General features: G+C 67.9%; 23 protein-coding genes. 2 read left to right on the top strand and 21 right to left on the bottom strand.

Features of this window, described 5'->3' with window-relative positions; genetic code table 11:
* Positions 1-26: 26 nt before the first annotated feature.
* From ABD866_RS03510 to ABD866_RS03415, 20 genes are all read right to left on the bottom strand, one after another.
* Positions 27-413, bottom strand: a complete 387-nt coding sequence (locus tag ABD866_RS03510; protein ID WP_345061199.1) for a hypothetical protein — start codon at positions 411-413, stop codon at positions 27-29.
* Between the two features lie 2 nt (positions 414-415).
* Positions 416-829 carry a hypothetical protein gene (locus ABD866_RS03505; RefSeq protein ID WP_345061197.1) on the bottom strand — a complete coding sequence of 138 codons (414 nt, stop codon included), beginning with the start codon at positions 827-829 and terminating at the stop codon, positions 416-418.
* Complete coding sequence (locus ABD866_RS03500) at positions 829-1,758, bottom strand: hypothetical protein (RefSeq protein ID WP_345061195.1); 930 nt, start codon at positions 1,756-1,758, stop codon at positions 829-831. Before ABD866_RS03500 ends, ABD866_RS03505 begins: the two co-directional genes overlap by 1 nt.
* On the bottom strand, positions 1,755-6,704 hold the full coding sequence (locus ABD866_RS03495; protein ID WP_345061193.1) for a tape measure protein: 4,950 nt from the start codon (positions 6,702-6,704) through the stop codon (positions 1,755-1,757). The genes ABD866_RS03500 and ABD866_RS03495 overlap by 4 nt, the downstream gene beginning before the upstream one ends.
* On the bottom strand, positions 6,701-7,102 hold the full coding sequence (locus ABD866_RS03490; protein ID WP_345061191.1) for a DUF1799 domain-containing protein: 402 nt from the start codon (positions 7,100-7,102) through the stop codon (positions 6,701-6,703). Before ABD866_RS03490 ends, ABD866_RS03495 begins: the two co-directional genes overlap by 4 nt.
* A gap of 89 nt (positions 7,103-7,191) precedes the next feature.
* Entirely contained in the window at positions 7,192-7,527 is a 336-nt protein-coding gene (locus ABD866_RS03485) for a hypothetical protein (RefSeq protein ID WP_345061189.1), read from the bottom strand.
* 116 nt (positions 7,528-7,643) lie between these two features.
* Entirely contained in the window at positions 7,644-8,288 is a 645-nt protein-coding gene (locus ABD866_RS03480) for a phage tail tube protein (RefSeq protein WP_345061187.1), read from the bottom strand.
* Between the two features lie 21 nt (positions 8,289-8,309).
* Positions 8,310-8,732: a hypothetical protein gene (locus ABD866_RS03475; RefSeq protein WP_345061185.1), complete on the bottom strand. Its 423-nt coding sequence runs from the start codon at positions 8,730-8,732 to the stop codon at positions 8,310-8,312.
* On the bottom strand, positions 8,729-9,013 hold the full coding sequence (locus ABD866_RS03470) for a head-tail joining protein (protein WP_345061183.1): 285 nt from the start codon (positions 9,011-9,013) through the stop codon (positions 8,729-8,731). The genes ABD866_RS03475 and ABD866_RS03470 overlap by 4 nt, the downstream gene beginning before the upstream one ends.
* A gap of 3 nt (positions 9,014-9,016) precedes the next feature.
* Positions 9,017-9,214: a hypothetical protein gene (locus tag ABD866_RS03465; RefSeq protein WP_345061181.1), complete on the bottom strand. Its 198-nt coding sequence runs from the start codon at positions 9,212-9,214 to the stop codon at positions 9,017-9,019.
* 35 nt (positions 9,215-9,249) lie between these two features.
* Positions 9,250-11,139 (bottom strand): phage major capsid protein, encoded by a 1,890-nt coding sequence (locus ABD866_RS03460; RefSeq protein ID WP_345061179.1) that lies wholly within the window; start codon positions 11,137-11,139, stop codon positions 9,250-9,252.
* Positions 11,136-12,764 carry a phage portal protein gene (locus tag ABD866_RS03455; protein ID WP_345061177.1) on the bottom strand — a complete coding sequence of 543 codons (1,629 nt, stop codon included), beginning with the start codon at positions 12,762-12,764 and terminating at the stop codon, positions 11,136-11,138. Before ABD866_RS03455 ends, ABD866_RS03460 begins: the two co-directional genes overlap by 4 nt.
* Positions 12,761-13,315 carry a hypothetical protein gene (locus tag ABD866_RS03450; RefSeq protein WP_345061175.1) on the bottom strand — a complete coding sequence of 185 codons (555 nt, stop codon included), beginning with the start codon at positions 13,313-13,315 and terminating at the stop codon, positions 12,761-12,763. The genes ABD866_RS03455 and ABD866_RS03450 overlap by 4 nt, the downstream gene beginning before the upstream one ends.
* Before the next feature lie 86 nt (positions 13,316-13,401).
* Positions 13,402-13,776: a hypothetical protein gene (locus tag ABD866_RS03445; RefSeq protein WP_345061173.1), complete on the bottom strand. Its 375-nt coding sequence runs from the start codon at positions 13,774-13,776 to the stop codon at positions 13,402-13,404.
* Positions 13,773-15,836 carry a phage terminase large subunit family protein gene (locus ABD866_RS03440; protein ID WP_345061171.1) on the bottom strand — a complete coding sequence of 688 codons (2,064 nt, stop codon included), beginning with the start codon at positions 15,834-15,836 and terminating at the stop codon, positions 13,773-13,775. The genes ABD866_RS03445 and ABD866_RS03440 overlap by 4 nt, the downstream gene beginning before the upstream one ends.
* Positions 15,833-16,378 carry a hypothetical protein gene (locus ABD866_RS03435; protein ID WP_345061169.1) on the bottom strand — a complete coding sequence of 182 codons (546 nt, stop codon included), beginning with the start codon at positions 16,376-16,378 and terminating at the stop codon, positions 15,833-15,835. The genes ABD866_RS03440 and ABD866_RS03435 overlap by 4 nt, the downstream gene beginning before the upstream one ends.
* Positions 16,379-16,543: 165 nt before the next feature.
* On the bottom strand, positions 16,544-17,506 hold the full coding sequence (locus ABD866_RS03430) for a YdaU family protein (RefSeq protein WP_345061167.1): 963 nt from the start codon (positions 17,504-17,506) through the stop codon (positions 16,544-16,546).
* Positions 17,503-17,802: a hypothetical protein gene (locus ABD866_RS03425; protein WP_345061165.1), complete on the bottom strand. Its 300-nt coding sequence runs from the start codon at positions 17,800-17,802 to the stop codon at positions 17,503-17,505. The genes ABD866_RS03430 and ABD866_RS03425 overlap by 4 nt, the downstream gene beginning before the upstream one ends.
* Positions 17,803-17,822: 20 nt before the next feature.
* Positions 17,823-18,617, bottom strand: coding sequence for a hypothetical protein (locus tag ABD866_RS03420; RefSeq protein WP_345061163.1), 795 nt, complete (start codon positions 18,615-18,617; stop codon positions 17,823-17,825).
* 208 nt (positions 18,618-18,825) lie between these two features.
* Positions 18,826-19,353, bottom strand: coding sequence for a phage regulatory CII family protein (locus ABD866_RS03415; RefSeq protein WP_345061161.1), 528 nt, complete (start codon positions 19,351-19,353; stop codon positions 18,826-18,828).
* Between the two features lie 21 nt (positions 19,354-19,374).
* Here ABD866_RS03415 and ABD866_RS03410 point away from each other — a divergent pair, with 21 nt between their 5' ends.
* Together ABD866_RS03410 and ABD866_RS03405 are read left to right on the top strand one after the other, a co-directional pair.
* Positions 19,375-19,515: a hypothetical protein gene (locus ABD866_RS03410; protein WP_345061159.1), complete on the top strand. Its 141-nt coding sequence runs from the start codon at positions 19,375-19,377 to the stop codon at positions 19,513-19,515.
* A gap of 105 nt (positions 19,516-19,620) precedes the next feature.
* Positions 19,621-20,076, top strand: coding sequence for a hypothetical protein (locus ABD866_RS03405; RefSeq protein WP_345061157.1), 456 nt, complete (start codon positions 19,621-19,623; stop codon positions 20,074-20,076).
* 155 nt (positions 20,077-20,231) lie between these two features.
* Here ABD866_RS03405 and ABD866_RS03400 read toward each other — a convergent pair whose 3' ends face one another.
* A complete protein-coding gene (locus ABD866_RS03400) occupies positions 20,232-20,552 on the bottom strand; it encodes a transcriptional regulator (RefSeq protein WP_345061155.1) in 321 nt (106 codons plus the stop codon).
* Positions 20,553-20,701: the final 149 nt, after the last annotated feature.

Genomic DNA, 20,701 nt, shown 5'->3' with positions numbered 1-20,701 from the left:
CAGCCCCAAAAGTCCCTGGTTCATGGTCAGAAGCCTCCCGCCAGCATGGGCACCACGTCAAAGCTCTCGGCGTTGTGCGTGCTGGCACGCAGGCTGCCGTTGGGCGGGATGACCAGGGCCAGGTTGGAGAGCACCGCACGGAACGCAGGCACCGTGCCGCTGGGCGTGATGGCCGTCACAGGCACTTCGGTCAGCAGCAGCGTGGTGGTGCCGTTGTTGACGAACAGGCGCACCATGCCGGCCGTGGTGGTGCCGGTGGCGGCGATGCTGATCGAATCGACCCGCGCGCCGGTGGAGCCGGCCTGCAGCACGGTGCCCAGGGTGCCGGTGCCGTCGCGGTTGGTGTTGGCAGTGCTGATGCGCGCGCCGTGGGCAAGTGGGGTGCCGGCGTAGTTTTGCTGGTTGATGGCCATGGTCAGATGACTCCGGTGTTGTGGATGAGGTACTGGGGCACGGGGTCGCCGCCGCTGATGCGCGTCCAGCCGGTGGCGTCGAGTTGCGGGTCGATGGCGCTGGCGCCGCTGGTGCGGCGGCGGTAGCTCTGCAGGTCGGCCGGGGACCACACCACGACGCCCACTGCGTAGGTGCCCGCCACCCACATGGGCGCGCCTACGGCGGCGATGGCTGCGGCGGCCTGGGCGGTGGCGGTGGTGGCGCTGGCTTCGGCCTCCACCGCGTTGTTGAACACGTTGGCAGCCAATGCCGTGAGGTCTGTGCGCAGCTGGGCTTGCGCCAGGCTCCAAGGGTAGGCCCGGTTGTTGAAGGTCGTGCGGTCGTTCGGGTCGGGCGCGGCCGGCAGGGCCTGCACCGGCGGCGGTGCGGTGGGCATCAGGTGAGTCCTTTCACGAGCAAATCGAAGGTGGCATTGCCGAAGCTGTCGTAACTGAGCGAGCCCGAGCCGATGCCGAAGGTGGTGAGGCCGCGGTAGCCGGGCCGGTCGGTGGCGATCCAGGCCACGGGCTTGTCGAGCACCTCTTGCACCATGGCCAGGGCGTTGTCGGCCTGGTCGCGCGGCATGGCCACGCGGGCGCGCAGGTTGGTGGCGCTGTGGCGGCGCACGATGGTGGTGGTGCCATCGTCTGCGGTGTTGATGTAGCTGTACGTCACCGGCTCTGCCGATGCGCCGTGCTGAGTGCCGCCCCACTCGCCCACGCCGATGAGCGGGCGGTAGTCGCCCACCACCAGCATGCCCAGACCCACAGGCACACCTGCAGCCGCGCTGATGGTGAGCGTGAGTTCGGCCGTGGGCCGGATGGGGATGCCGGTGAACACCAGCTTGTTGATGGGCCGCAGCGGGGAAAACAGGTATTCGTACCAGCCGAGTGGGTCTTCGCTCAGGAAGCCGGTGCGCGTGTAGATGACCGCGCCGCCCGGCGCGTCGCGCACCGTGAGGGCGTACTGGCTGCCCACCAGGCCATACAGCGCCACGGCGTTGAAGAAGCCCGGCGACAGCACGTAGGTGAGGCTGGCGGTGGCGTTGGCCCGGGTGCTGGTGTACGCATCGAACGGCGCCCAGCGGGCGGTGGGGCCCATGTCAACCCAGCGGGTGGGGTCTGCCTCCGGAACTGGGCTGGCGGCGCTGGTGTGCGCCACGGCGCAGCGGTAGCGGCGGTGGGTGGTGGCGCGGATCACCTCGGCACTCTGGGCGTAGGCCACGCCCGCGCCGCTCCACAGCTGCTCGCCCGCCGCGGGCTCGGCAATGGTGGTGCCCGCGCCGATCATGGCGTCGGTGATGTCGATGGGGGTGATGATGTTCATGCGAGCTTCACCAGGGTGGGCGCCTCGGGGTTGCCGTTGGTGGCGTTGGCGGTGCGGCGCATCTCGAAGATGAGCTGGTCCATCTGGCGGCGCAGGGCGGTGATTTCTTCGCGCGTGGCGCGCTGCTCGCTGCTGTTGCCCGCCATGCCTGGGTTGGCTGCCGGGTTGTAGGGCGCTGGCACGATGGCCTCGCCCTTGTGCACCATGGCCAGCATGTCGTGCGGCACGTAGTTGGTGCCCACGGCAAACTTGGGAACGGTGTAGCCGTACTCTTCGAACAGGCGGGCCACGTCTTCGGGGCGGTAGCCGTTGGCGATGGCGATTTCGCGGTAGTCCACCCCGTAGGCGTTGGCAGCCTGGGCAAGCGCGCCGACCGATGCACCCTTGTTGCCGTCGCCAAAATCGAGCGTGCGCGTGAAGTCGCGGATGCTGGTGAAGCGGGCCACGGCCGTGGGGTCGTTGATTTCGGTGCCCCCAGCCCCGAAGAATCCCGAGCCGGGCTTGCTGGGGTTGCCCGCACCGCCACCGCCGCCGATGACGAAGCCACCGCTACCGCTGCCAGAACCACTGCCAGTGGCCTCGCCCGCGGTCTCGGGGAACATCTTGCCGGTGAGCGCAAGGATGGCGTCTTTGACGCTGAGCGTGGCCTCCACCCCTTCGTTGGCGATGCGCACCTGCTTTTCCCAGTATTTCAGGGTCTCTTCCAGGGCTTCGAGCTGGGCTTCGGCGGTGCGCTGCAGGCGCTCGGCGTCGCTGAGCTGCTCTCCGGCCAGCTGCTGCAGGGCCTCCAGCTCACCGGCCAGGCGCAGCTGGGCAAAGCGCTGCTCGGCCACGCTGGCAAAGTTCTCCAGCCCCAGGCCGCCGCGGGCGGCGCCAATGGCGTCGGCCAGCCGCTCACGCTCAGGCAGGTAGCCAGTGGCGCGGGCAGTGGCCAGGGCCTGCGTGATGAAGGCCTGGCCGATGGTGGCATTGGCGGCCGGGCCAATGGCCTCGGCACGCAGTTCTTTGATGCTGGTGGCCAGCAGGTCGAAGATGCCGCGCAGGTTCTCCACCGTTTCGCGCGCCGCGTCGATGCGGGCGCGCAGCACGTCGCGCTCTTCAGCCACGGCGCGCTGCAGGGCTTGCAGGGCCTTGTCGCGCTCGGCACGCTGGCGCTGTGCCACCTGTTCGGCCGATTCGTTGAGCTCGGCAAAGGCGTCGCTCACGTTGAGCAATGCGGCCGCGGTGGCGGCGACGTCTTCGCCCATGCCCAGCACGGCCGAGTTGGCGCGCACCAGGTCGCTGACGCTGGCCTCGATTTCGGCCTGGGTTTTGCCCGCTCGGAACACGTCGCCCAGGTCGGACATGAAGGCGCTGAGCGCCTCGCGCCGGGCGGGGTCTGCGGCGGCGTTGCCCAGGAATTCTGCGTTGAGCCCGCCGTAGCCCGCCAGGCGGTCAAAGTTGGCCTGTCCGCCGCCGCTGATGAGGCTGGAGGGGTCTTTGATGAGCGCGGCCACCAGCTGCTGGCGGCCCGCTTGCTGCTCGTCTGCGCGGCGCAGGGTGTCTTCCACCAGCGTGCGGAAGCCCTCGCGCCCCTGCGGCTTGGCAATGCCCAGGCGGTCAAATTCTTTGTCCACCTGCCGCTGCAGGTTGGCGCGGCGCTCTTCGTCGGTGTAGAAGTTCTGGTAGAACCGGTCGAGGTTGCCCAGCAGCTTGTCGAAGCCACCGGCGGCCTGGGCCAGGGCGGCGGCGGTGTCAAACGCGATGTCGGCCAGGTCGCCCAGGTTCATGGCATCGAACGCGCCGCGCAGCTTCTGCACACCCTGGATCTGCTCGTTGATGGCCAGCAGCAGCGCGTCGGCCGCTTCGTTGGTGAGCGCCTCGGCATCCACTTTGCCGATCTTGTCTTTGATGGACTGCGGGATGTCGCCCGCCTTCTGCAGGGCCTGGATGGTGGCTTGCTTCAGATCGAGGCTGAAGTTTTCAAGCGCGGTCTTCATGTCCGGGCTCTGGGTGCTGGTCTGCTCGAACAGCGTGCCCGCGTAGTTGTCGCCCTTGCCGCTCTCGCCGAAGGTCTGCCCATCCGACAGCGTACCGCCCGCGAACACACCGCCGCGGCCCTTGCCCGAAGTCTCAAACCCGGCCTGGAAGGCGGTGAGCGACAGGCTGGAGCCCAGGCCCTTGAACAGCGCATTGATGCTGCCCACGGTGCCGTTGATGGCCTGCTTTACGGCGTCGTCGTCGTACTTGCCCGCGCCGAAGCCTGCACCTTCCAGGTACACGGCGCCGCGCTGGTCGGTGATGCTGCTGGTGCCGCGCCGGTTGTTGGTGAGCACGCCATCGTCGAAGACGTATGCGTACTGCCCGCCCGAGCGGCTTTCTCCGCGCGTGGCGCGGGCGATGGACAGCAGCGCTGTGACGCCCAGCATGATGGGGCCGAGGGCGCCCACAATCGTGCCGATGCCACCTGCTGTTGCGCCCGAGCTGATGAGCCCAGTTCCAAGACTCAGCGTGGACCCTAGATTGCCCGCCATGAGGCCTGAAAAGCCTGTGGCCAGACCAGCGCCAAAGTTGCCCGCCAGGGCGCCAACGCCGCTCAGGATGCCACCGGCACTGCCCAGAATGCCTCCGCCCGCTGACGCGGCCGATGCAGCAGCCGCCGGACCAGAAAAGCCCAGCAGGCCGGTGAGGCCCATAGCAACCGGGCTCACGATGGCGCTGATGATGGGCCGCAGCACCAGCGTCTTGAACATGTTGGCGATGGTGTCGCGCAGGTTGCGGGCGAAGCCTTTGCCGCTCTCGAAGCCGCGCAGCAGCGCGTCGGTGAGCGACTGCTCGATGCTGTCGGCCGTGCGCTTCCACTCGGCGGCTGCGGCGTCGGCGGCGTCTTTGTTGGCCTTGCGTGCGTCGGCCGCGCCGATGAGGCCGATGAGCTGCTCGCGCGCCTCGATTTCGCGCTGGACGGCCAGCAGCGTCTGGGCGTCGGCGTTCTGGGCCAGCAGCTGGGACTGCTGCTCTTTGAGGCGGGCCAGGCTCACTTGCTCCAGGGCCACGGCCAGGCTGACGTTCTGCTGCGCCGCGATTTCGGCGGCGACCGCTTCGTCCTGCATTTTGCGCACCTGGTCTTCCACCGATGCGGCGGCGCGCTGGCGCGATTCGAGCATGGCCTCCTGGGCCTTGACGGTTTCGTTGTACACGGCCACCAGGCGCTTGTTCTCTTCGATTTCGCGCTCGCGGTCGGCCTTGATCTTTTCCTGCGCCTCAAGCTGCTCAAGCAGTGCGCGCGTCTTGGCGCTCTGCGCGTCGGCTTCGCGGATCTTGCCGGTGGCCACGTCGCGGTCGAGCTGCAGGCGGATGCGCTGCGACTCGGTGAGCTTGTCGCCCTGGGCGTTCTCGATCTCCTGGGCGCTGATGCGTTCTTTGATGCGTTCGACCAGCTGTGCGTAGGACTGGCCGAGCTGGTCCACGCCTGCGGCGGCTTCCTTGGACTTGTCTTCCTTGTAGGTCTTGTTGGCCAGATCAGAGACCAGCCGCACGTACTCGGCCTGGCTGAGCGCGCCGCTCTTGAACTGGGCCTCCAGCTTGGTCAGGTCATCGAAATACTGTTTGTTCACCCCGGCCAAACGCATGCGGATGTCCATGAGCTCGCGCTCGGCCGCTGCCTGCTTGAGCGCCATGGCGCCCACGGTGTCGGGGTTGACGGTGCCGCGGCCGCCGCCGATGCCGTTGGGGTCGTTCTTGCGGCCGGCGACGTTGAGCTGGTCCAGCTCGGCGCGCAGCTTTGCGATCTGGTCGCGCCGGGCCTCGATGGTCTTGGCAATGTTGTCGGCACCCGCCGTGCGGCCCGCCGCGGTGGCGCGGGCCATGGCGGCTTCGCTGCGCTCGTTCTCGGCCCGCAGGGCGGCAATGGCGCGCTCGATGCCTTCTGCAGATCGGGCCGAGGCCGACACGTAGGCCACGCCCGCGCCCACCGCTGCACCGATGCCCAGCAAGGCCAACAAGGCGGGGTTGGCAACCAGCACCGCACCGGCACCGGCCAAGGCGGCCTTCACGGCGGCCAGCCCGCTTGCGAGCGCCCCCAGGCCGGCCACGGTGGCAGCGCCCGCCAGCCCACCGGCCAGCACCTTGAACGCGGTCTCGTTGGCGCGGATGGTGTCGCCCAGTGATTCCACCGCGCCCGCCACGGCACCGATGGTGCTGGCCAGGGCTGCCGATGCGCCGGTGGCTTTGTCAAAGTCGCCCACGGTGCGCACGGCCGCGTTCTGCAGCTGCGTGAACGCCTGGCCCACCGTGAGGGTGCTGTTCTTGATCTCGCCCGCCAGCACGCCGGCCTGCGATTCGAGCGCGCGCACCACCTGGTCGGCGGTGATGGCGCCCTGTTCGCCCAGCTTGCGCAGCTCACCCCGGGCCACGCCCAGGCCATCGGCCAGGGCTTGCGCCAGGCGCGGCGTCTGCTCGAGGATGCTGTTGAGCTCTTCGCCCCGCAGCGTGCCGCTGGCCAAACCCTGGCTGAGCTGCACCAGCGCTGCCTGGCTGGCCTGGGCGCTGGCGCCGCTGATGGTGACGGCGTTGCCAATGGCTTCGGTCACGGTGAGCAGGCGCTGCTGGCTCACGCCCAGCGATGCGGCCGCGCTGCTGATGCTGGCAAAGGTGCCGCCCAGCTCGGTGAAGCTCACGCGCGAGCGCTGGGCGATGTTGTAGAGCTCGTTGTACGCCTGGGCCGCCGCGCGGGCGCTGCCGGTGGCCAGCTGCAGGCTGTTTTGCAGGCGGGTGACGCTGTCGGCCGCGGCGAAAAATTCACGCACGCTCACCGCGCCCGCAAAGGCGCCTGCCAGGCCCGTCATGGCACCGCGCAGCGTGCTGGCCGCTGCGCCAATGCCCTGCAGGCTGGCCCCTACGCCGCGCGCCTCTTGCTGCACCTGGGCGGCGCCATCGAGGCGGATTTTGATGCCGATGTCTTGCGTCACGCTGCTACGCCTTGTGGGTGGTGTGGTTGCTGCTGCTCGTCACGCTCGCGCCGCTCGGCCCAGACTTCGAGCGTGGCGCGCTCGGCTGCCTGGATGCCTGCAAACACGTCGCGCAGCGCCTGGCCGCGCAGGTTGCGCACGGCGTGCAGGTAGGTGTGCACGCCGCTGTAGTCCAGCCCTGTGGGCCCGCCCATGCCGCTGCGCCATTGCGTTTGCACGGCCAGCCAGCAGTCCCAAGCCTGCACGTTGCAGGGCCAGAGGTAGAGCACTTCGGGCTCTGGCTCTGGCTCTGGCTCTGGCTCTGGCTCTGGCTCTGGCTCTGGCTGCGCTGCAGGCGCTGCCGCCACGTCGCCCCCACCCGGCCCAGGCTCTGCCGGAATGGCAGAGGCCACGGACATAGCCCAAGGGCTTGCGTTGCTGGCGGGTGCGGGCGCTGCTGCAGGTGCATGGCGGTCGCGGTGCTGTGCAATGGCGCGGGCCAGGGCGGCTAGTTTTTTTCCTTGGCGCCCACTTCGGTGAGGTAGGTGCGCCACATCACGCCGGCCAGGCCAGGGAGCTGGTCGCACACGGCGCGCAGGGCGTCCTCGCTGTAGGGCACGGGCTTGCGCTCCACGTCGCGCAGGCCTTCCCACTCGTGCACGATTTCGGCCAGCACGTCGAGGATGGGCTCGTCCACGCTGTCACGCAGCTTGGCCGAGATTTCGGTCTGCGTGAGGCGCTGGCAGACGAGGGAGAAATTGAGGGTCTTGTCGGTGCCCGCTTCGTCTTTGTACGTGCAACGCACGGGGAAGCGGACGGTGTCCGAGACTTTGATGATTTGCATGGTGGAACCCGATGAGGAAAAAGCGCCCGATGGGAAGGGGTGTGAGCGTGGCCGCGGCTCGGGCGAACACCGCGGGCGGGGTGGAGTAGCCCCGCCCTGCCACGCTCACGAATCGATCACTGGTAGGTGATGAAGCGGCCCAGCAGCGTGATGGCTGCCTGCACCTGGTTGGCCTGGTTGCGGGTAATGTTGGGCATCTCGCCCACGGCCATGTAGCCAAAGCCGTAGCCCACGGCGCCGCCGGACATGATGATCTTGAAGCCCACCTTGCCCAGCGTGCGGCTGATGCCCACCATCTGCTGGTAGGCGGCCAGCGATGCGTCGTGGCCCAGGGTCAGCTGGAGCGTCAGGGGGTTGAAGCCGGTGGGCACCTGAATAGCGTTGCGCTTGGCCAGCGGCTCCACGGGCGTGAAGCGCGTATCGCCGCCATTGCCCTGGATGTTGAGCACCTGGGGGATTTCGACCCAGCTCGTTACCTTCTGCAGCGTGCCTGTGCCGCTGCCAGCAGGGAAGAAGTTGGTGTTGCTGGTGTCCAGCCCCTGCAGGTTGAGGGTGTTGGTGGCCACGCTTCCAGCGCGCCAGATGGTGTCGGTGGCGTCTTCCCAGGCGCTGGTGAACAGCAGCTCTTCGTTGTTGGCGTAGCCGTGCGCGGCGCTGGTCAGCTGCGTGGGGTTGGCGTTGCTGGCGGCGGTGACGGGTTTGGCAGCGTCAAAGGCGGCCGCAAACTGGAAGCGCGAGCCTTCGGCAAAAAAGTAGGCCATGGCGTTGTCCTTTCGGTCGAATCAGAGGGGGTAGCCCACCGGGCGGTGGCGGGCGGTGAAGGTGACGGTGGCGCAGGCCAGGTCGCGCAGCTCGGCGTCGAACTCGAGTTCGGCACCGGCCACGGTCAGCCATGCGATCTGGCCGCCCAGGGTGGGGTCGGCCAGCAGGCGCTGCTGCACTTCGGTGAGCAGCGGGTCGAGGGCCTGGTCGGGCGCAGTGGCGCCGCTGGCGCGGGCGTAGCACTCGACCTGGATGGCGGTGAGCGTCTCCACCGATGCGCCGAGCATGTCGGTCTCTTGCACCACCACGCGGGTGGGCCGCACCACGATGGCGGTGCTGGTGGACTCAGGCAGCGGGCGCAGGCGCACGCGCTCGACCACCTGCGCCGCGCCGGCCAGGGCCGACATGAACGCAGTGGTGAGGGCGGTGACGTGCGCGGTCATGCGGACGCCTCCAGCACCAGGGTGCTCCAGCCCGTGCCATCGGCCGAGTGCTCGGCCACACGGTAGGGGGTGCTGCCGATCTGCAGCACCTTGCCCACCGGGTCGCCAACCAGCACGGCCGTGGGCAGGCCGGCCGTGGGCCGGACCTCGGTCATGCCGAAGGGCCCCACGCTGCCCGCACCCACGGGCGCCTCGTGGATGACGCGCACGGGCGCGCCGTCCAGCGTGGCAGCCACGCCGAAGTCGGCGAGGTAGTAGGTGAAGTCCTCGGCAATGGCCATGGATTACTCGCCCTTCTTGGCGGCCTTGGCGGGCTGGTCGCCTTCCTTGGCGATGCGGGCTTTGCCCTGGCCAGCCAGCTCCATGGCCAGGTCGCCGGGCACGCCCTGCAGCAGGGTGCCGCGGTCGAAGTGTTGGCCGTCGATGGCGGTGGGCTCCAGCAGCACGATGTCCACCGGCTTGGGGTCTTGGGTTCCGAACATGGGGGTCTCTCCTGTGTGTTGGGTCAGGGGGTGGATCAGGCGGTCAGGGCGTCATCCATCGCGGCGAAGTTCGCCGGGCGGCGGCAGCCTGCGTCCATGAAGGCGTTGACGATCAGGCGGTTCATGCCGGTGGTGGCCAGCGTGATTTCATCGAGCAGGATCTCGACTGCGCCGAAGGTGCCGAGCACGAACATGGACCAGTCGCTCGAATAGATGACCGAGCTGCACACGCCGCTGGCCGTGCCCTTGGTGAGGGTGTTGGGCACGTTGTTGGTGACCTCGGCGCGGTAGCTGTTGAGCGGGGTGTTGCCGCCGTCCCAGATGAAGGGCAGGTTGGCGGCCTTCTGCACCGTCTTCGTCCAGCCGCGGGTGCGGGTGTTGATGAGGTAGCCAGCCGTCTGGTCGGGCTCTGCGTTGGCGTTGGCGCAGGCCGATTCCAGACCCACCAGGTGGCCCCAGTTGAGCTGCGCACCGTTGGTGCCGCCGATGACCGAGCCGATGCCCGACACGTTGCGAATGCCGCGCGGGTTGGCGCCCGAGCCGCTGCCGTTGATGGCGGCGTTTTCCATCTGCACGGCGATTTCCGAGTTCAGGTCCTGGCGCAGCATGGGCTCCACGGCCATGGCCGACTGGATGACGGCCTGCTTGGAGAACTCGATGAACGCGCTGATGCGCTTGGGCGACATCGTGACCTTGCCAGTGTTGGGCTGGGTCTCGGACGCGGCGGCGATTTCGGTGACGAAACCGGCTGCAGAGCCGACCGTTTTGCGCGGCAGGTCGATGTTGCTGGTCAGGCCGTACAGCATGGTCACGCCCAGGCGGCTGAGCGCCAGGCGGTTGCGCAGCACGTCTGCAAACAAGTCGTCGCGCAGCTGGGTGGGCACCAGGTTGCCAGCCTCGGCGGCGGTGCCTACGGTGAAGTCACGGGCCAGCACGTCGAACGGCAGCAGCAGGCCCTTGGTGCCCATTTTGAAGCGACGCGCGCACTCTTCGCTGGCTTCGCGCTCCAGGCCTGCGCCCGTCCAGTCGTTGCTGACCATGGCGGCCACGGCGCGGGCAATGCTGTAGCGCTGCGTCTCGGCGTTGGACAGGCCGATGTGCGCGGCGCGCGTGTCGGAGTGCTTGGTGGTCATCTTGGACATGACCAGCTCTTGCACGTCCTGCACGGTCTTGCCCGAGCGGCAAGCGTCCTGCACGTCGGCGAGGGTGAGGTAGTCGGCGTACTTGACGCCCAGCTCAATGATGGCGTCGCGGCGGCGCACGTCCGCATCAGCGGTGGCGGCGGCGCGCTCTTGGGTGTTGTCGGTCACTTCGATGGTCATGGCTTTGCGCTCCTGTGCGGTAGGTGCAGGGGTGATTACGGGTACGGGGGAGGGTTCTGCGGGTGCGGCTGCGGCGGCCAGGCTGCGGCCCACGCCCACGGTCGCGTCGGCCGGCACAGAGACCATGGAGATTTCCAGGGGCTCCCAGTCGGTCACGCGGTAGGTCTCCACGCCGTCGCGCTCTTCCTGGAGCTGCATGGCATGGATGCGGTAGCCCACGCTCACGTGGCGCAGGATTCCGTCCTGCACGAGAGCGAAGGCCTCTTCGGCGTCCTCGGTGCGGGCAAAGCGGACCTTCGCCCGGCACACGCGGTCGCTGTCGATGCTGATGGACTCGACCACCCCGATGAGGCGGTCGTAGTCGTGGTTGAAGAGCAGCGGCGCGCCGTTCATCAGGCGGGCCATGCGGATGGATCCAGGCGCGCAGTCGAGCACCTCGATGCCGAACCAGCGTTCGTAGGGCTCTTCGCTGGCAAAGGCCAGCTCGACGGTGCGGCTTTCAGCCTGCACTGCGCCTTCTTTGACGGCCAGCGCGCGGCGCGGGCCTTCCTGGTTGAGGCGGGCGATGATGTCGCCCGCGCGGCTGGCGGTGGCGGTGGTCATGTGGGGGTCTCCTGCCGGGGCGGCGCCGGGGGCGCCGGGGTTGCAGTGCGCGGCCCAAAGGCCACGCCGTGGGTGTTGGCGAGCTGGGCTTCGCGCGCCAGCTCGATCACGTTGTCTTCGAAGTCGCCGCCGGTGGCGGCCACGATCTGGGTGCGGGTGGTCAGGCCCTCTTCGAGCGCCTTGGCGGCGGCGTTGACTTCCTTCTCCGGGTCCACCCACGCCCAGCCGCGGCCACGGAAGACGAGGCCTGCGCGAAACTTGTCGATCTTTGCGGCCGGCAGGGCAGAGCCGCCCGGCATGGTGATGGCGCCCGACAGCAGGGCCATCTCCAGCCAGGTCTGGGCGATGGGCTGGCAAATGGATTCGATGAACCACTGCTGCAGGCCGCGCCAGTTGTCGCGCTCGGACAGCTCGGCGATGCGGGCGCTGGAGTAGTTCACGCCCTCCATGTCGCCCGTGAGGTTGTGGTGCGCCACGTCCAGCCCGGCGGCCATGGCCTTCTTGCGGGCCTTGACGAACGGGTCAAACGCGTCGGAGGGGTAGCGCGGGTCGAACGCCTTGAAGTCGTAGCCAGGCGGCAGGCGCTCGAACTGGCCCGGAGAGGCGTCGGTGAGCAGGTCGCCTTCGGACGTTTTGTCGGTGGCGAGCTGCTCCAGGTCGGGCGCGCCTTCGTCGGCCGGGGGCACGTAAAAGCCCATGTGGCTGGCGCCCACGCGGGCGGCCACCACGGCGCTTTCCTCAAAGCCGTGCAGCATGTTGGCGCCAGCCATCACGGCATGCGCCCAGGGCACGCCGCGCAGCTGCTCGGCCTCCAGGCTCACAAAGGCGTGCACCACGTCGCGCATGGGGATGCGGCGGCGCAGGGTGGGCTGGCTGTCCACGCTGCCTGCGTCTTTGGGGTCGCGCTCAAGCACGTACACGGCCTGGGGCGCGCCGGTGCTGTCGATCTCCACGCCCATGCGCACCACGTTGCCGTTGCTGGCGATGCCGCGGTAGTGGTGGTCGATGCGGTCTGCGGTGATGTGCTGCAGGGCGATGCGGTACGGGTTGCCCGCGCCCTTGCCGCGCACGATGACGAGCAGGCCCTCGCCATCGCGCGGGATCTGCTCGCCCAGCGTGCGCAGCATGCCGGTGAGGCTCTGGCGGCCGGTGATGTCGCAGCCGCCGCCCTTGGCGATCCAGCGGCGCCAGTGCTCTTCGATGGCGGCGTTGGCCATGCTGTCGAGCTGCCACACGTAGCCGCCCTGGCCGCGCACCCAGTCACCGCAGGTGGACTGCAGCATGAAGCCATGCGGCCCCACGATGTTGTTGCGGCACAGGCTGAGGAAGCGGCGGCCCTCTTCGGTGCTGCGCGCGGCCACCCGGGAGCGGGCGCGCATGGTGGGCAGGCCGGCCTCCAGCAAGGTGTTGATGGACACCTCGCCCGCGCGCCAGTCGGACGCGAGGCGGCTGAATTCGGCCGCCGAGAACGAGCGGCGCGCAGCACGGGGTACGCCAAACGCGGGCTGCGGCTGCTGGGCGGCGCTGCGGGCGCGCAGGCGTTCGTTCATCCAGCGTTGCAGGATGACGGAGCCCTTTTGCTCGAAGCGGAAGGCGGTGCCGGTGGGCTGGGCGATGATGGTCACGAGAACCTCACGAGCACCCGGCGGCTGGGCATGCGCGCGCCCTGGGCGATGGCGGCGGCGCGCTCTTCGGCGGCCACTTCGCGCTTGTAGATGGAGCGCAGGCGCTCCAGATCTGCAGGCGCCATGTGCTTGACGGTGCGGCCGTTGATGGTGAGCTCCAGATCGGAGCGGGTGGCGCGCTGCTCGATGACGGCCTCGATGGCGTCAAGCGCGCGGCGCGCAAAGCTGCGGCCATCGACCGGTGCAGCAAATGGGTCGGGCAGCACGCGGAAGGCCTGCGCGCCGAGCGTGGTCTGCTCGATGGCCGGGCCGCTGCCGCGCTTGGCGCGCACGGTGATGGTGTAGGCCCCGGGCGCCCAGCCTGCAGTGGTGGCAGAGGGTACGACTACTGCATGCTGGTCTCCCGAGGCACTGGAGGTGAAGGTGTAGCGCTGGGCCGCATTGGCCACGCTGATTTCAAGGGACCAGCCAGCCGAGGCCGGATAGGCCGCCAGGCTGAGCGTGAAGCCCAGGCTGTCGGCGGCGTTGACCTGTTGTGGAATCCCCTGCATGTAGGGGAATGTCTGAAAATTCCACTGCCAAAAATAGTGCCGCGCCGTGTCAGTTGCAGGCCGCTAACCCGCATGAAATCTAGGGGTCACTGACAACCTTCATCCACCTGTGTCAGTTTTTCGGGGTTGACGCGCTGGGCCTTTTGTGCATCGGCAATTACGCGGAACACCGTGCGCTCGCTGCAGCCCACCTGGCTGCCAATGACCTTGTGCGCATACCCGAGGCTTGCGAGCTGCAGGATGCGCTCGTTGCGCATGGTGCGCCTGGCATCTGCACCCTTGCCCACGTACATCCGGACCATCTGCCCGCCGTACAGGTCGCGCGTGACCGCTTCGATGACAGCAGGCAGCTGGGCGCGGATGGCGCTGATGACGGCCTGCTCAATGGCAGGGTGCGCGGCCACGCGCTCAACAATGGTGGACATGCGATGCGGGCTGGTGGTCTGCGGCTCAAGGCTCATGCGCGGCTTTTCCAGGAGGTTGCAAAGTTCGGGCGGCGCCACTGCGCCACCTGGGCGGCAGGCTGGCGCGGCGGCAGGGTAATGGGCTGGGCTGCAGCGGGCGGTGGTGCAGGCACTGCGGCATCGGGCGCAGCCGAGAACAGGTCTTCGGGTGGCTGCACGGCGGCCTCCAGCTGGGCCCACTTGGCGTCGGTGTACTTGTGCAGCCCAAGGCGGAACGCGGCGTGCAGCGCGTAGTTGCGGTTGTCCAGTTGCTCGTTGCGCGGGCGGCGCTTGATCCAGCGGTAGGCCTCGCGCCCGTTGATCTTGGCGAGCACGCGCTGCTCGGAGGTGAGCTGCTCGAAGAACTCGCGCGGTAGCTGATCGCTGAAGTGCACGTATCCAGGGCCAGCCTGCTCGACAGACAGCTGGCCGAGCAGCAGATCCTTGGCCGCATCGACCCCCACGCGCCAGAGCTTGATGCCGCGTGGCATCTTGCGGCCACGCCAGTTGACTTCTTGCAGGCTGGTGGGGCCGAGGATGTTGCACGCCTCGTTGCCGTCGCCCTTGATGGCGGCCAGGTTCGGCAGCACGTGCTGCGCGCGGTTGACCCAGTTGTACACGGCCTGGGTCTGGTCGGACGAGTCGATGCTGGTGGCGGCGATGCCGAGCGTCCCGCCGTGCCAGGCTTGCCGATACCGGCGCTGCAGGTAGGCCGTGAGCTGGCCCCACTCTTCATCGACGGCGGGGTTCCCTTCAAGCACGGCCGTATCGACCACCCAAGACTCAAGGCCTCGGCCCCAGGCGTACACGGTGACCTCCCAGCGGTCGCGCTGCACATCCACCCCAGCGGTGAGCACTAGCCCGCCGCGCGGTACGGTGGCCAGGTCGTAGCGCTCTGCACGCGCCTGCAGGGCGTGTTCGTCGGTGCGCTCGCCTGCCAGCTCCCAGGTCTCGCCCAGGGTCTCGTTCACGAAGAGCTGCATGGGGCCGACCTCGCCAGCCTCGAGCGCCTTCAGGGCGTTCTCGAACTCGGTGACGATGTCGGACCAGGCGCGCTGCGGGCTGTAGGCCGTCCACACGTGCACACCCAGGGTGAGCGGCGGCGTGCAGGGCATGCCCTTGCTGTCGCGCCAGATGCGGTCGGGCCCGTAGCGCTTGCCGGTGCGGTCGCACACCCACGTGCCGCCCAGGGGCACGCCGCCCGGCAGGTAGTCGGCCTGGGTGATGCTGCCGTGGCAGTGCGGGCAGACGTGGTGCACGGTTTCGGGCTGGCCGCGCGTCCACTTGAAGCCGTGGGCCAGGTGCTTTCCGCCCCACAGCAGTGGGTGCTCGACGCCGCAGTGCGGGCAGTCGATGTGGAAGCGCACCATGCCTTCTGCGTTGTCGCATGCGCGCTCGACATGGCACAAACCCTTGAGGCGAGGGGTGCTGCCGCCCACGAACTTGGGGTACGGCGCGCCCTCCAGCCGCCCCTTGGCCAGGCCGCCTGGGTCGCCAGACTTCTCGATCTGCTGGTCGAAGGCCGACCACTCATCGAGGATGGCCACGGCCACGGTGATGCGGCGGTAGGCCCGCGCGGCCTTGCCGCCCAGCAGGTGCAGCACGGAGTCGCGGAAGGGCTTGAACTTGATGGTCTCTTCGGTCGCCCTGCCCTGTTTGCGGGCCTTGTTGATGGCGGGCACGCCGGTGAGCGGGTCGAGCAGCGGGTCAATCTCGCTTTTGACGTAGCTGTCGCGGTCATCGTCGGTGGGCTGCCACAGGGCCTGCTTGCGGCGGCGGTGCGCGATGTTGTAGGCCACAAAGGCTGTCACCATCTTGGTGTAGCCCACGCGCTTGGCCTTGCGCACGGCCAGTTCTTCGATGCGGTCATCGCTCATGAAGTCGAGGATGCCCACCTGGAAGGCCCAGGCCTCCCATGCGCCCTTCTGGTGGCTGCTCTCGCCGGCCAGCTTGAAGTGGTCACGCGCCCAGTCGCCCAGGCGCTGCGGCGGCTCTGCCCGCAGGCTGTCCAGCCCCGTGCGCACCGCGGCCTTGATGGCGGCGGCCGTCTCAGGGTGCAGCACGGGCATGGTGGTCATGCGGGCAGGCCCTCGCTGTAGGGCTCATCGGCAGCGGCATCGTCGGCCAGCATGGCATCCACGCTCTCGGCCACCAGGCGCTCAGTGCTGCGGATCCACTCGTTACGGGCCGAGGCGATCACCTTGAGCACGGCCGTCTTCGCTTCGTCGGGCAGATCCGGGCAGGCCTTGCGCAGCGTGCCCTCCAGCTGGTCGAAGCGATCCACCACCGCGCTGGCCGCCTGGCCAAGCACGTCTGCCAGCAGGCCCACGGGCGCATACTCGCGCCGGGCGATGGCGTTTTTGATGGCTTGGCCCTCGCGCTGCTCACGGGCCAGCGCGGCGCGCTCTTGCACCAGGTCGAGGCCATAGGTTTCGCCCAGCCGGCCTGCAGCCTGGTCGCGCAGGCGCTCGCAGTAGGCGATCAGCCAGCTGGCGGCGGTGTCGCCCTTGGCAATCAGCCCTTCGCTGACCATTTGCGACACTCGCGCCTCGCTGACGCCGATGATCTGGGCGAACTCGGCCTGCGAAATGACCTGATCCAGCACGGGCAGCACCTTCACTTTGCCCCCCTTTTTGCTACCGAATCAATAGCAATAAATCCAAGCTGCATATTCAATTAACCCCCTTTGGAGCACCCCGCAACAGCGCGTGAGGGCGGCTCGAATTACCCGCACTCGGCCTTTGCCGGAAGGACCCAACACGGGGGGTGGGGGCGCGGCGGGCGGTCATGCGGGCACCGCTCCAAACTGGCGCTCGAAGGCCGCGACCACGCGGGACTCGTAGGCCGAGAACAAGCGATCAGCGTCCTGGCACCAGCGGCCCAGGCCCAGCCGCTCACCCATCGCCTCAACGCCGCTGCGCGAGCTTCGCCAGTCGGCATCCACCCCAGGGCCTGCACTGGCCTCCACGTCGCGCCAACGCTGCTGGCGCAGCCACGAGCGCACCGAAGGGCACGAGCGCCCATCATCCTTGGCCAACAGGGGCTGCTGCGCCGCAGCCGCGGCCAGCAATTGGGCCGGGGTGGCGTGGCCGCAGGCGATCAGCTCGGTCAGGTGCATGCAGACCTCCACGGTGTGCGTCCGCCGCCGCTCGGGGAAGAAGGCCATCAACTGCCTTGCGAGCGAAGCCGAATCCACCACAGGCGCCCCCCCTGCAGCCGCAGGGGGGTTGGGGGGTTCTATTTGGTTCTGGTTCTGGTTCTGGTTGGTTGAACGTCCGTTGAACGGACGTTGAACGCCCGTTGAACCGGCGTTGAGCGCGCGTTGCACGTCCGTTGCCCCCTGCGCCTCCGCTGCCTCGCCACCATCCGGCAGCGCCGGAAAGGCAGGCCCTGCAGCCTGTGGCACACCACCATCACCCTGCACCTTGGCCTGGCGCTTCTCGGCGGAAGCCCTGCCCGCCCTGCTCTGCTGCTCTTGCTTGGCACGGAAGGCCGCGATCTCTTCCTCGCACCGCTCGTGGCGCCAGCCCTCGGGCGTCTCGGTGAAGAACTCACGCAGCACGGCCTCCACCTCAGCCGCATGGGCCCGCAGGCGCACCAGCCGGGCCACTGCTGCGGGATCTGCGGGCAGAGGCCCCTCGCGCAGGTAGTAGGCGTCCAACATGCGCCGGTATGCCAGGTCTTCCATGGGCTCCAGATGGCCCGCATGGGCTGAATAGTCGCCCAGGTGCATGGGGTAGTAGTTCAATGGGCCCTCCGGGCAAAACGCAGCTTGCCGAGCACGTTGCGCTCGAGCAGGCCGTGGTGGATCAGGGACTGGATATGCACATCAGCCGAGCGAGCACTCGTCCAGCCGAAGTGCCGCGCCACCACCATCACAGGCGGCAGCTGGTCGTTGTCTGCGAAGAATTCGCACATGAAGGCGAGCACCTCCAAATTGCGCGGAGTGGGCTCGGCGGGCTTGCGGCTCAGCGTGCGGCGCACCGCAACGCGCTCGCTGCCACGGCCACGCAGGGCGGCGGCGATCCGGTTGGCTTCGTGCATGTAATCCACAGCCACCCCCCTCACATGCCCGCCGCCTGGCGGATGCGGAAGCGCATGCGCCGGGCCAGGTAGTCGCCACTCTCGAGGCCGCGGGCGATGCGCGCCATGCTGATGCGCGGGCGGTACATGCCGGGGCGTGTGAACATCACCACCGGCCGCACATCTACGCCGCCCGTGCCCTGCGCGGCCCAGATCCCCGCCGCCAGATGCTGGCCGCGCAGCTTGCCGTAGCTCACAAAGTAGCGGCGGCCAGACTGCGTGGCAGTGCCACGGGCCAGCGCAGCCTTCCGGCGCGCCGTCATGTTGGCGCGGTAGCCTTGTTCGCCAAACGCCTGAAAGTAGCTGATGAGCTGGGCGATGAAGGGCCCGCGCAAGTTGCCACGGCCATCGTCACTGCCTGGGAAGGGCACACGCGGCAACGCCGTCTGCCACCCGGCAGGCAAGATGCCCGCGCGGCGCAGTGCAACCTCGCTGCGCTTCTCGCGGCGGCGGCCACCAAATTCCTGCGCCTGCAGCACCTGCTGCGGGTCCACGCCCACCTTGCCGCCCTTGCTGGGCCGGTTGCGCGAATCCATCGTGGGCGCCACGTAGGCCTCCATCTTGTCGGCCGTCGCCGCAAACACCTTCGGCGCGCTCGTGATGAAGGGCGTGGGCCGGTCAAACACCGCACGCAGCTCTCTCTGCATGTCGCGCCGCACGGCAAAAGCCGCATCGTTCAGGGCCTTGGCATAAGCCTCCCGCGCCTGGGGGCCAGACAGCGCATCCAGCGCCTTCTGCACCCGGGACAGGCCTGTCACTTCAAGGCTCAGGTTCACAGCACCTCTCCCCGGGCGCGCAGCCCATCCAGCACGCGCTGCTCGTCAGCGCTCAGCGGGCAACCACCCTCCATCGTGAAAGCCCGGCCGCTGTACCGCTTGCTGCCCCGGGCAGTGCTGCCGGCCGCATCAGCAATGGCTGCAGCCGCGCGGCGGGTTGGGCACTGCAACCAATGCACAGTGCGCCACCAGTTGAGGTCGGCAGTGTTCACAGGCCCCCCCCCTTGCGGGCGTGCTGCGGCACACGGCTGGCCACCAGCCCGGCCAGCGCATTCGCATGGCCCAGCAGCTCGCCCAGCTGCAGCTGCACGTGGCGCAGATCGTTCAGGCTCACAGCACCATCGCCCTCGGTCGCCTCAGCCACCACCGCCGCGAAGTCGCCCATCGCGCGCATCGTGGCGGCCAAGCCTTCGGGCACAGAGCCCGCCGACTTCGGCTTCACGGCCACGCACGTATAGCCCTCAGCCGCAGCCAGGGCCTGGGTGGGCTCGATAGAGCCGGTCACGTGCTGAATCAACTGCAGCTCGTGCACCGAGAGGTGGTGCGTCTCGGTGTGCAGGCTCACCTTCTTCTGCAGCGTGCTGGGCGACATCCCCAGGCGCTTGGCAACCTGCTCCACCCGGCCATGCAGCAGGTTGGCCACAGCCACCAGCACATCGGGCGCACCGCGGGTGGACGGTACAGCCTCATCTTCGCCATAGGCAATGAGGCCAGGAATTGAGACATTCACCTTCATCAACCCACCCCGGAGCAAACGATGGACAAGACCCTGGACGAACAGATCGCCGACCTGATGCGCCAGGCCGTGCTGGGCGCCGTGCGCCCGCTGCTGGCCCGTGTGGAGGCACTGGAGGCCGAAGTGCAGCGGCTGGCCGCAGAGCTGGAGCAACGGCCGTGAGCCACAAAGCTCTGTGCCAGCACGAAACGCTGGACTACGATGGGCCGCATCTCGCAACCAACCTCATCCAGAGATATGAGCCTGAACAGAGCACTGCAGCGACAGATGCTGGCCATTGCCGCCAGCAAGTACCCTGCTCCCGTTTTAGCGGACGACGGAATCGACTTCAGCAACTCCGACTGCATTCGCAACCTCGTGTACCTGGAAGAACACGACCTACTGAGACTCTTCAAAAGCGAACTCATGTCAGGAGACGTGGTTGTGGGATCAGTGCAGGCCACCGCCAAAGGCATGGACTTTCTGGAGGAAGACGGCGGGTTGTCAGCCATCCTTGGGGTAGTCACAGTGAAGCTGCACGACGAAACCATCAAAGACCTTCTGGCTCTGAAGATCCAGGAGTCGGATCTCCCCCCAACAGAAAAGCAGCGATGGCTCGATCAGCTTCGCGAGCTGCCGGCCGAGACCACAAAACACCTCGTATTGAAGCTAGTGGACCTAGGTCTGGAGAAAGCCCCAGATGCGTTGAGCGCGATTGGAAGACTGCTTGGGGTTGCCCTGTAAGCGCAGGCAGACGCACAAAATGCGCGAACCCGCACTCCGCACCCAGCGCAAGCACGAACTGGTCAACAGCAGGGTCAGCATCTAACCCCTCGAACGTCAGCACCACGCCGCAATGGGGGCGCCATACAAGGCTTGATGGCTTGATGAGTAGCTCATCAGGCATTGGCCACCTCCTGCGCTACGATTTTGATAGCTGCTCGTGCTTGATTTCCAAGCACGGCGGGCGAATTCGGCGGGGAATCTGCGGCGGCCAGCTCAGGCCAGATCAGGTGCCAGTCGTCGGGGCGCAGATCGCGGCGGGTCACAGCACCATCCGTGGCGCGCTCAATGGCAATGCAGTAGCGCACGGGCACAGGACGCCGCTTCTTGGGATCGATCGCAGCCCAGGCGCTGGGCAGCGATTGAGTAACCCCAAGAGCCCGCGCCAAGTCAGCTTGCGACCCACGGTTTGCCGAGAAATATGTAGCGAGCAGCATGCGGGCATTGTTTCGCGTAACGCAAAACAAGTCAATAGCGCTACGCACATAGACCAGTTTCGCGTATTGCTATGGAATCTGACGAATGAAAGACATTGATGCGATCAGGCGGGAGAACCTGCGCCTCATTGAACAGGAGCACGGCAGTA

It is taken from the genome of Acidovorax lacteus, from assembly GCF_039540375.1.
Classification (GTDB): Bacteria; Pseudomonadota; Gammaproteobacteria; order Burkholderiales; family Burkholderiaceae_C; genus Acidovorax_G; species Acidovorax_G lacteus.
Note: the sequence above shows the minus strand (reverse complement) of the source record. Positions and strands in the feature narration are given on the sequence as shown.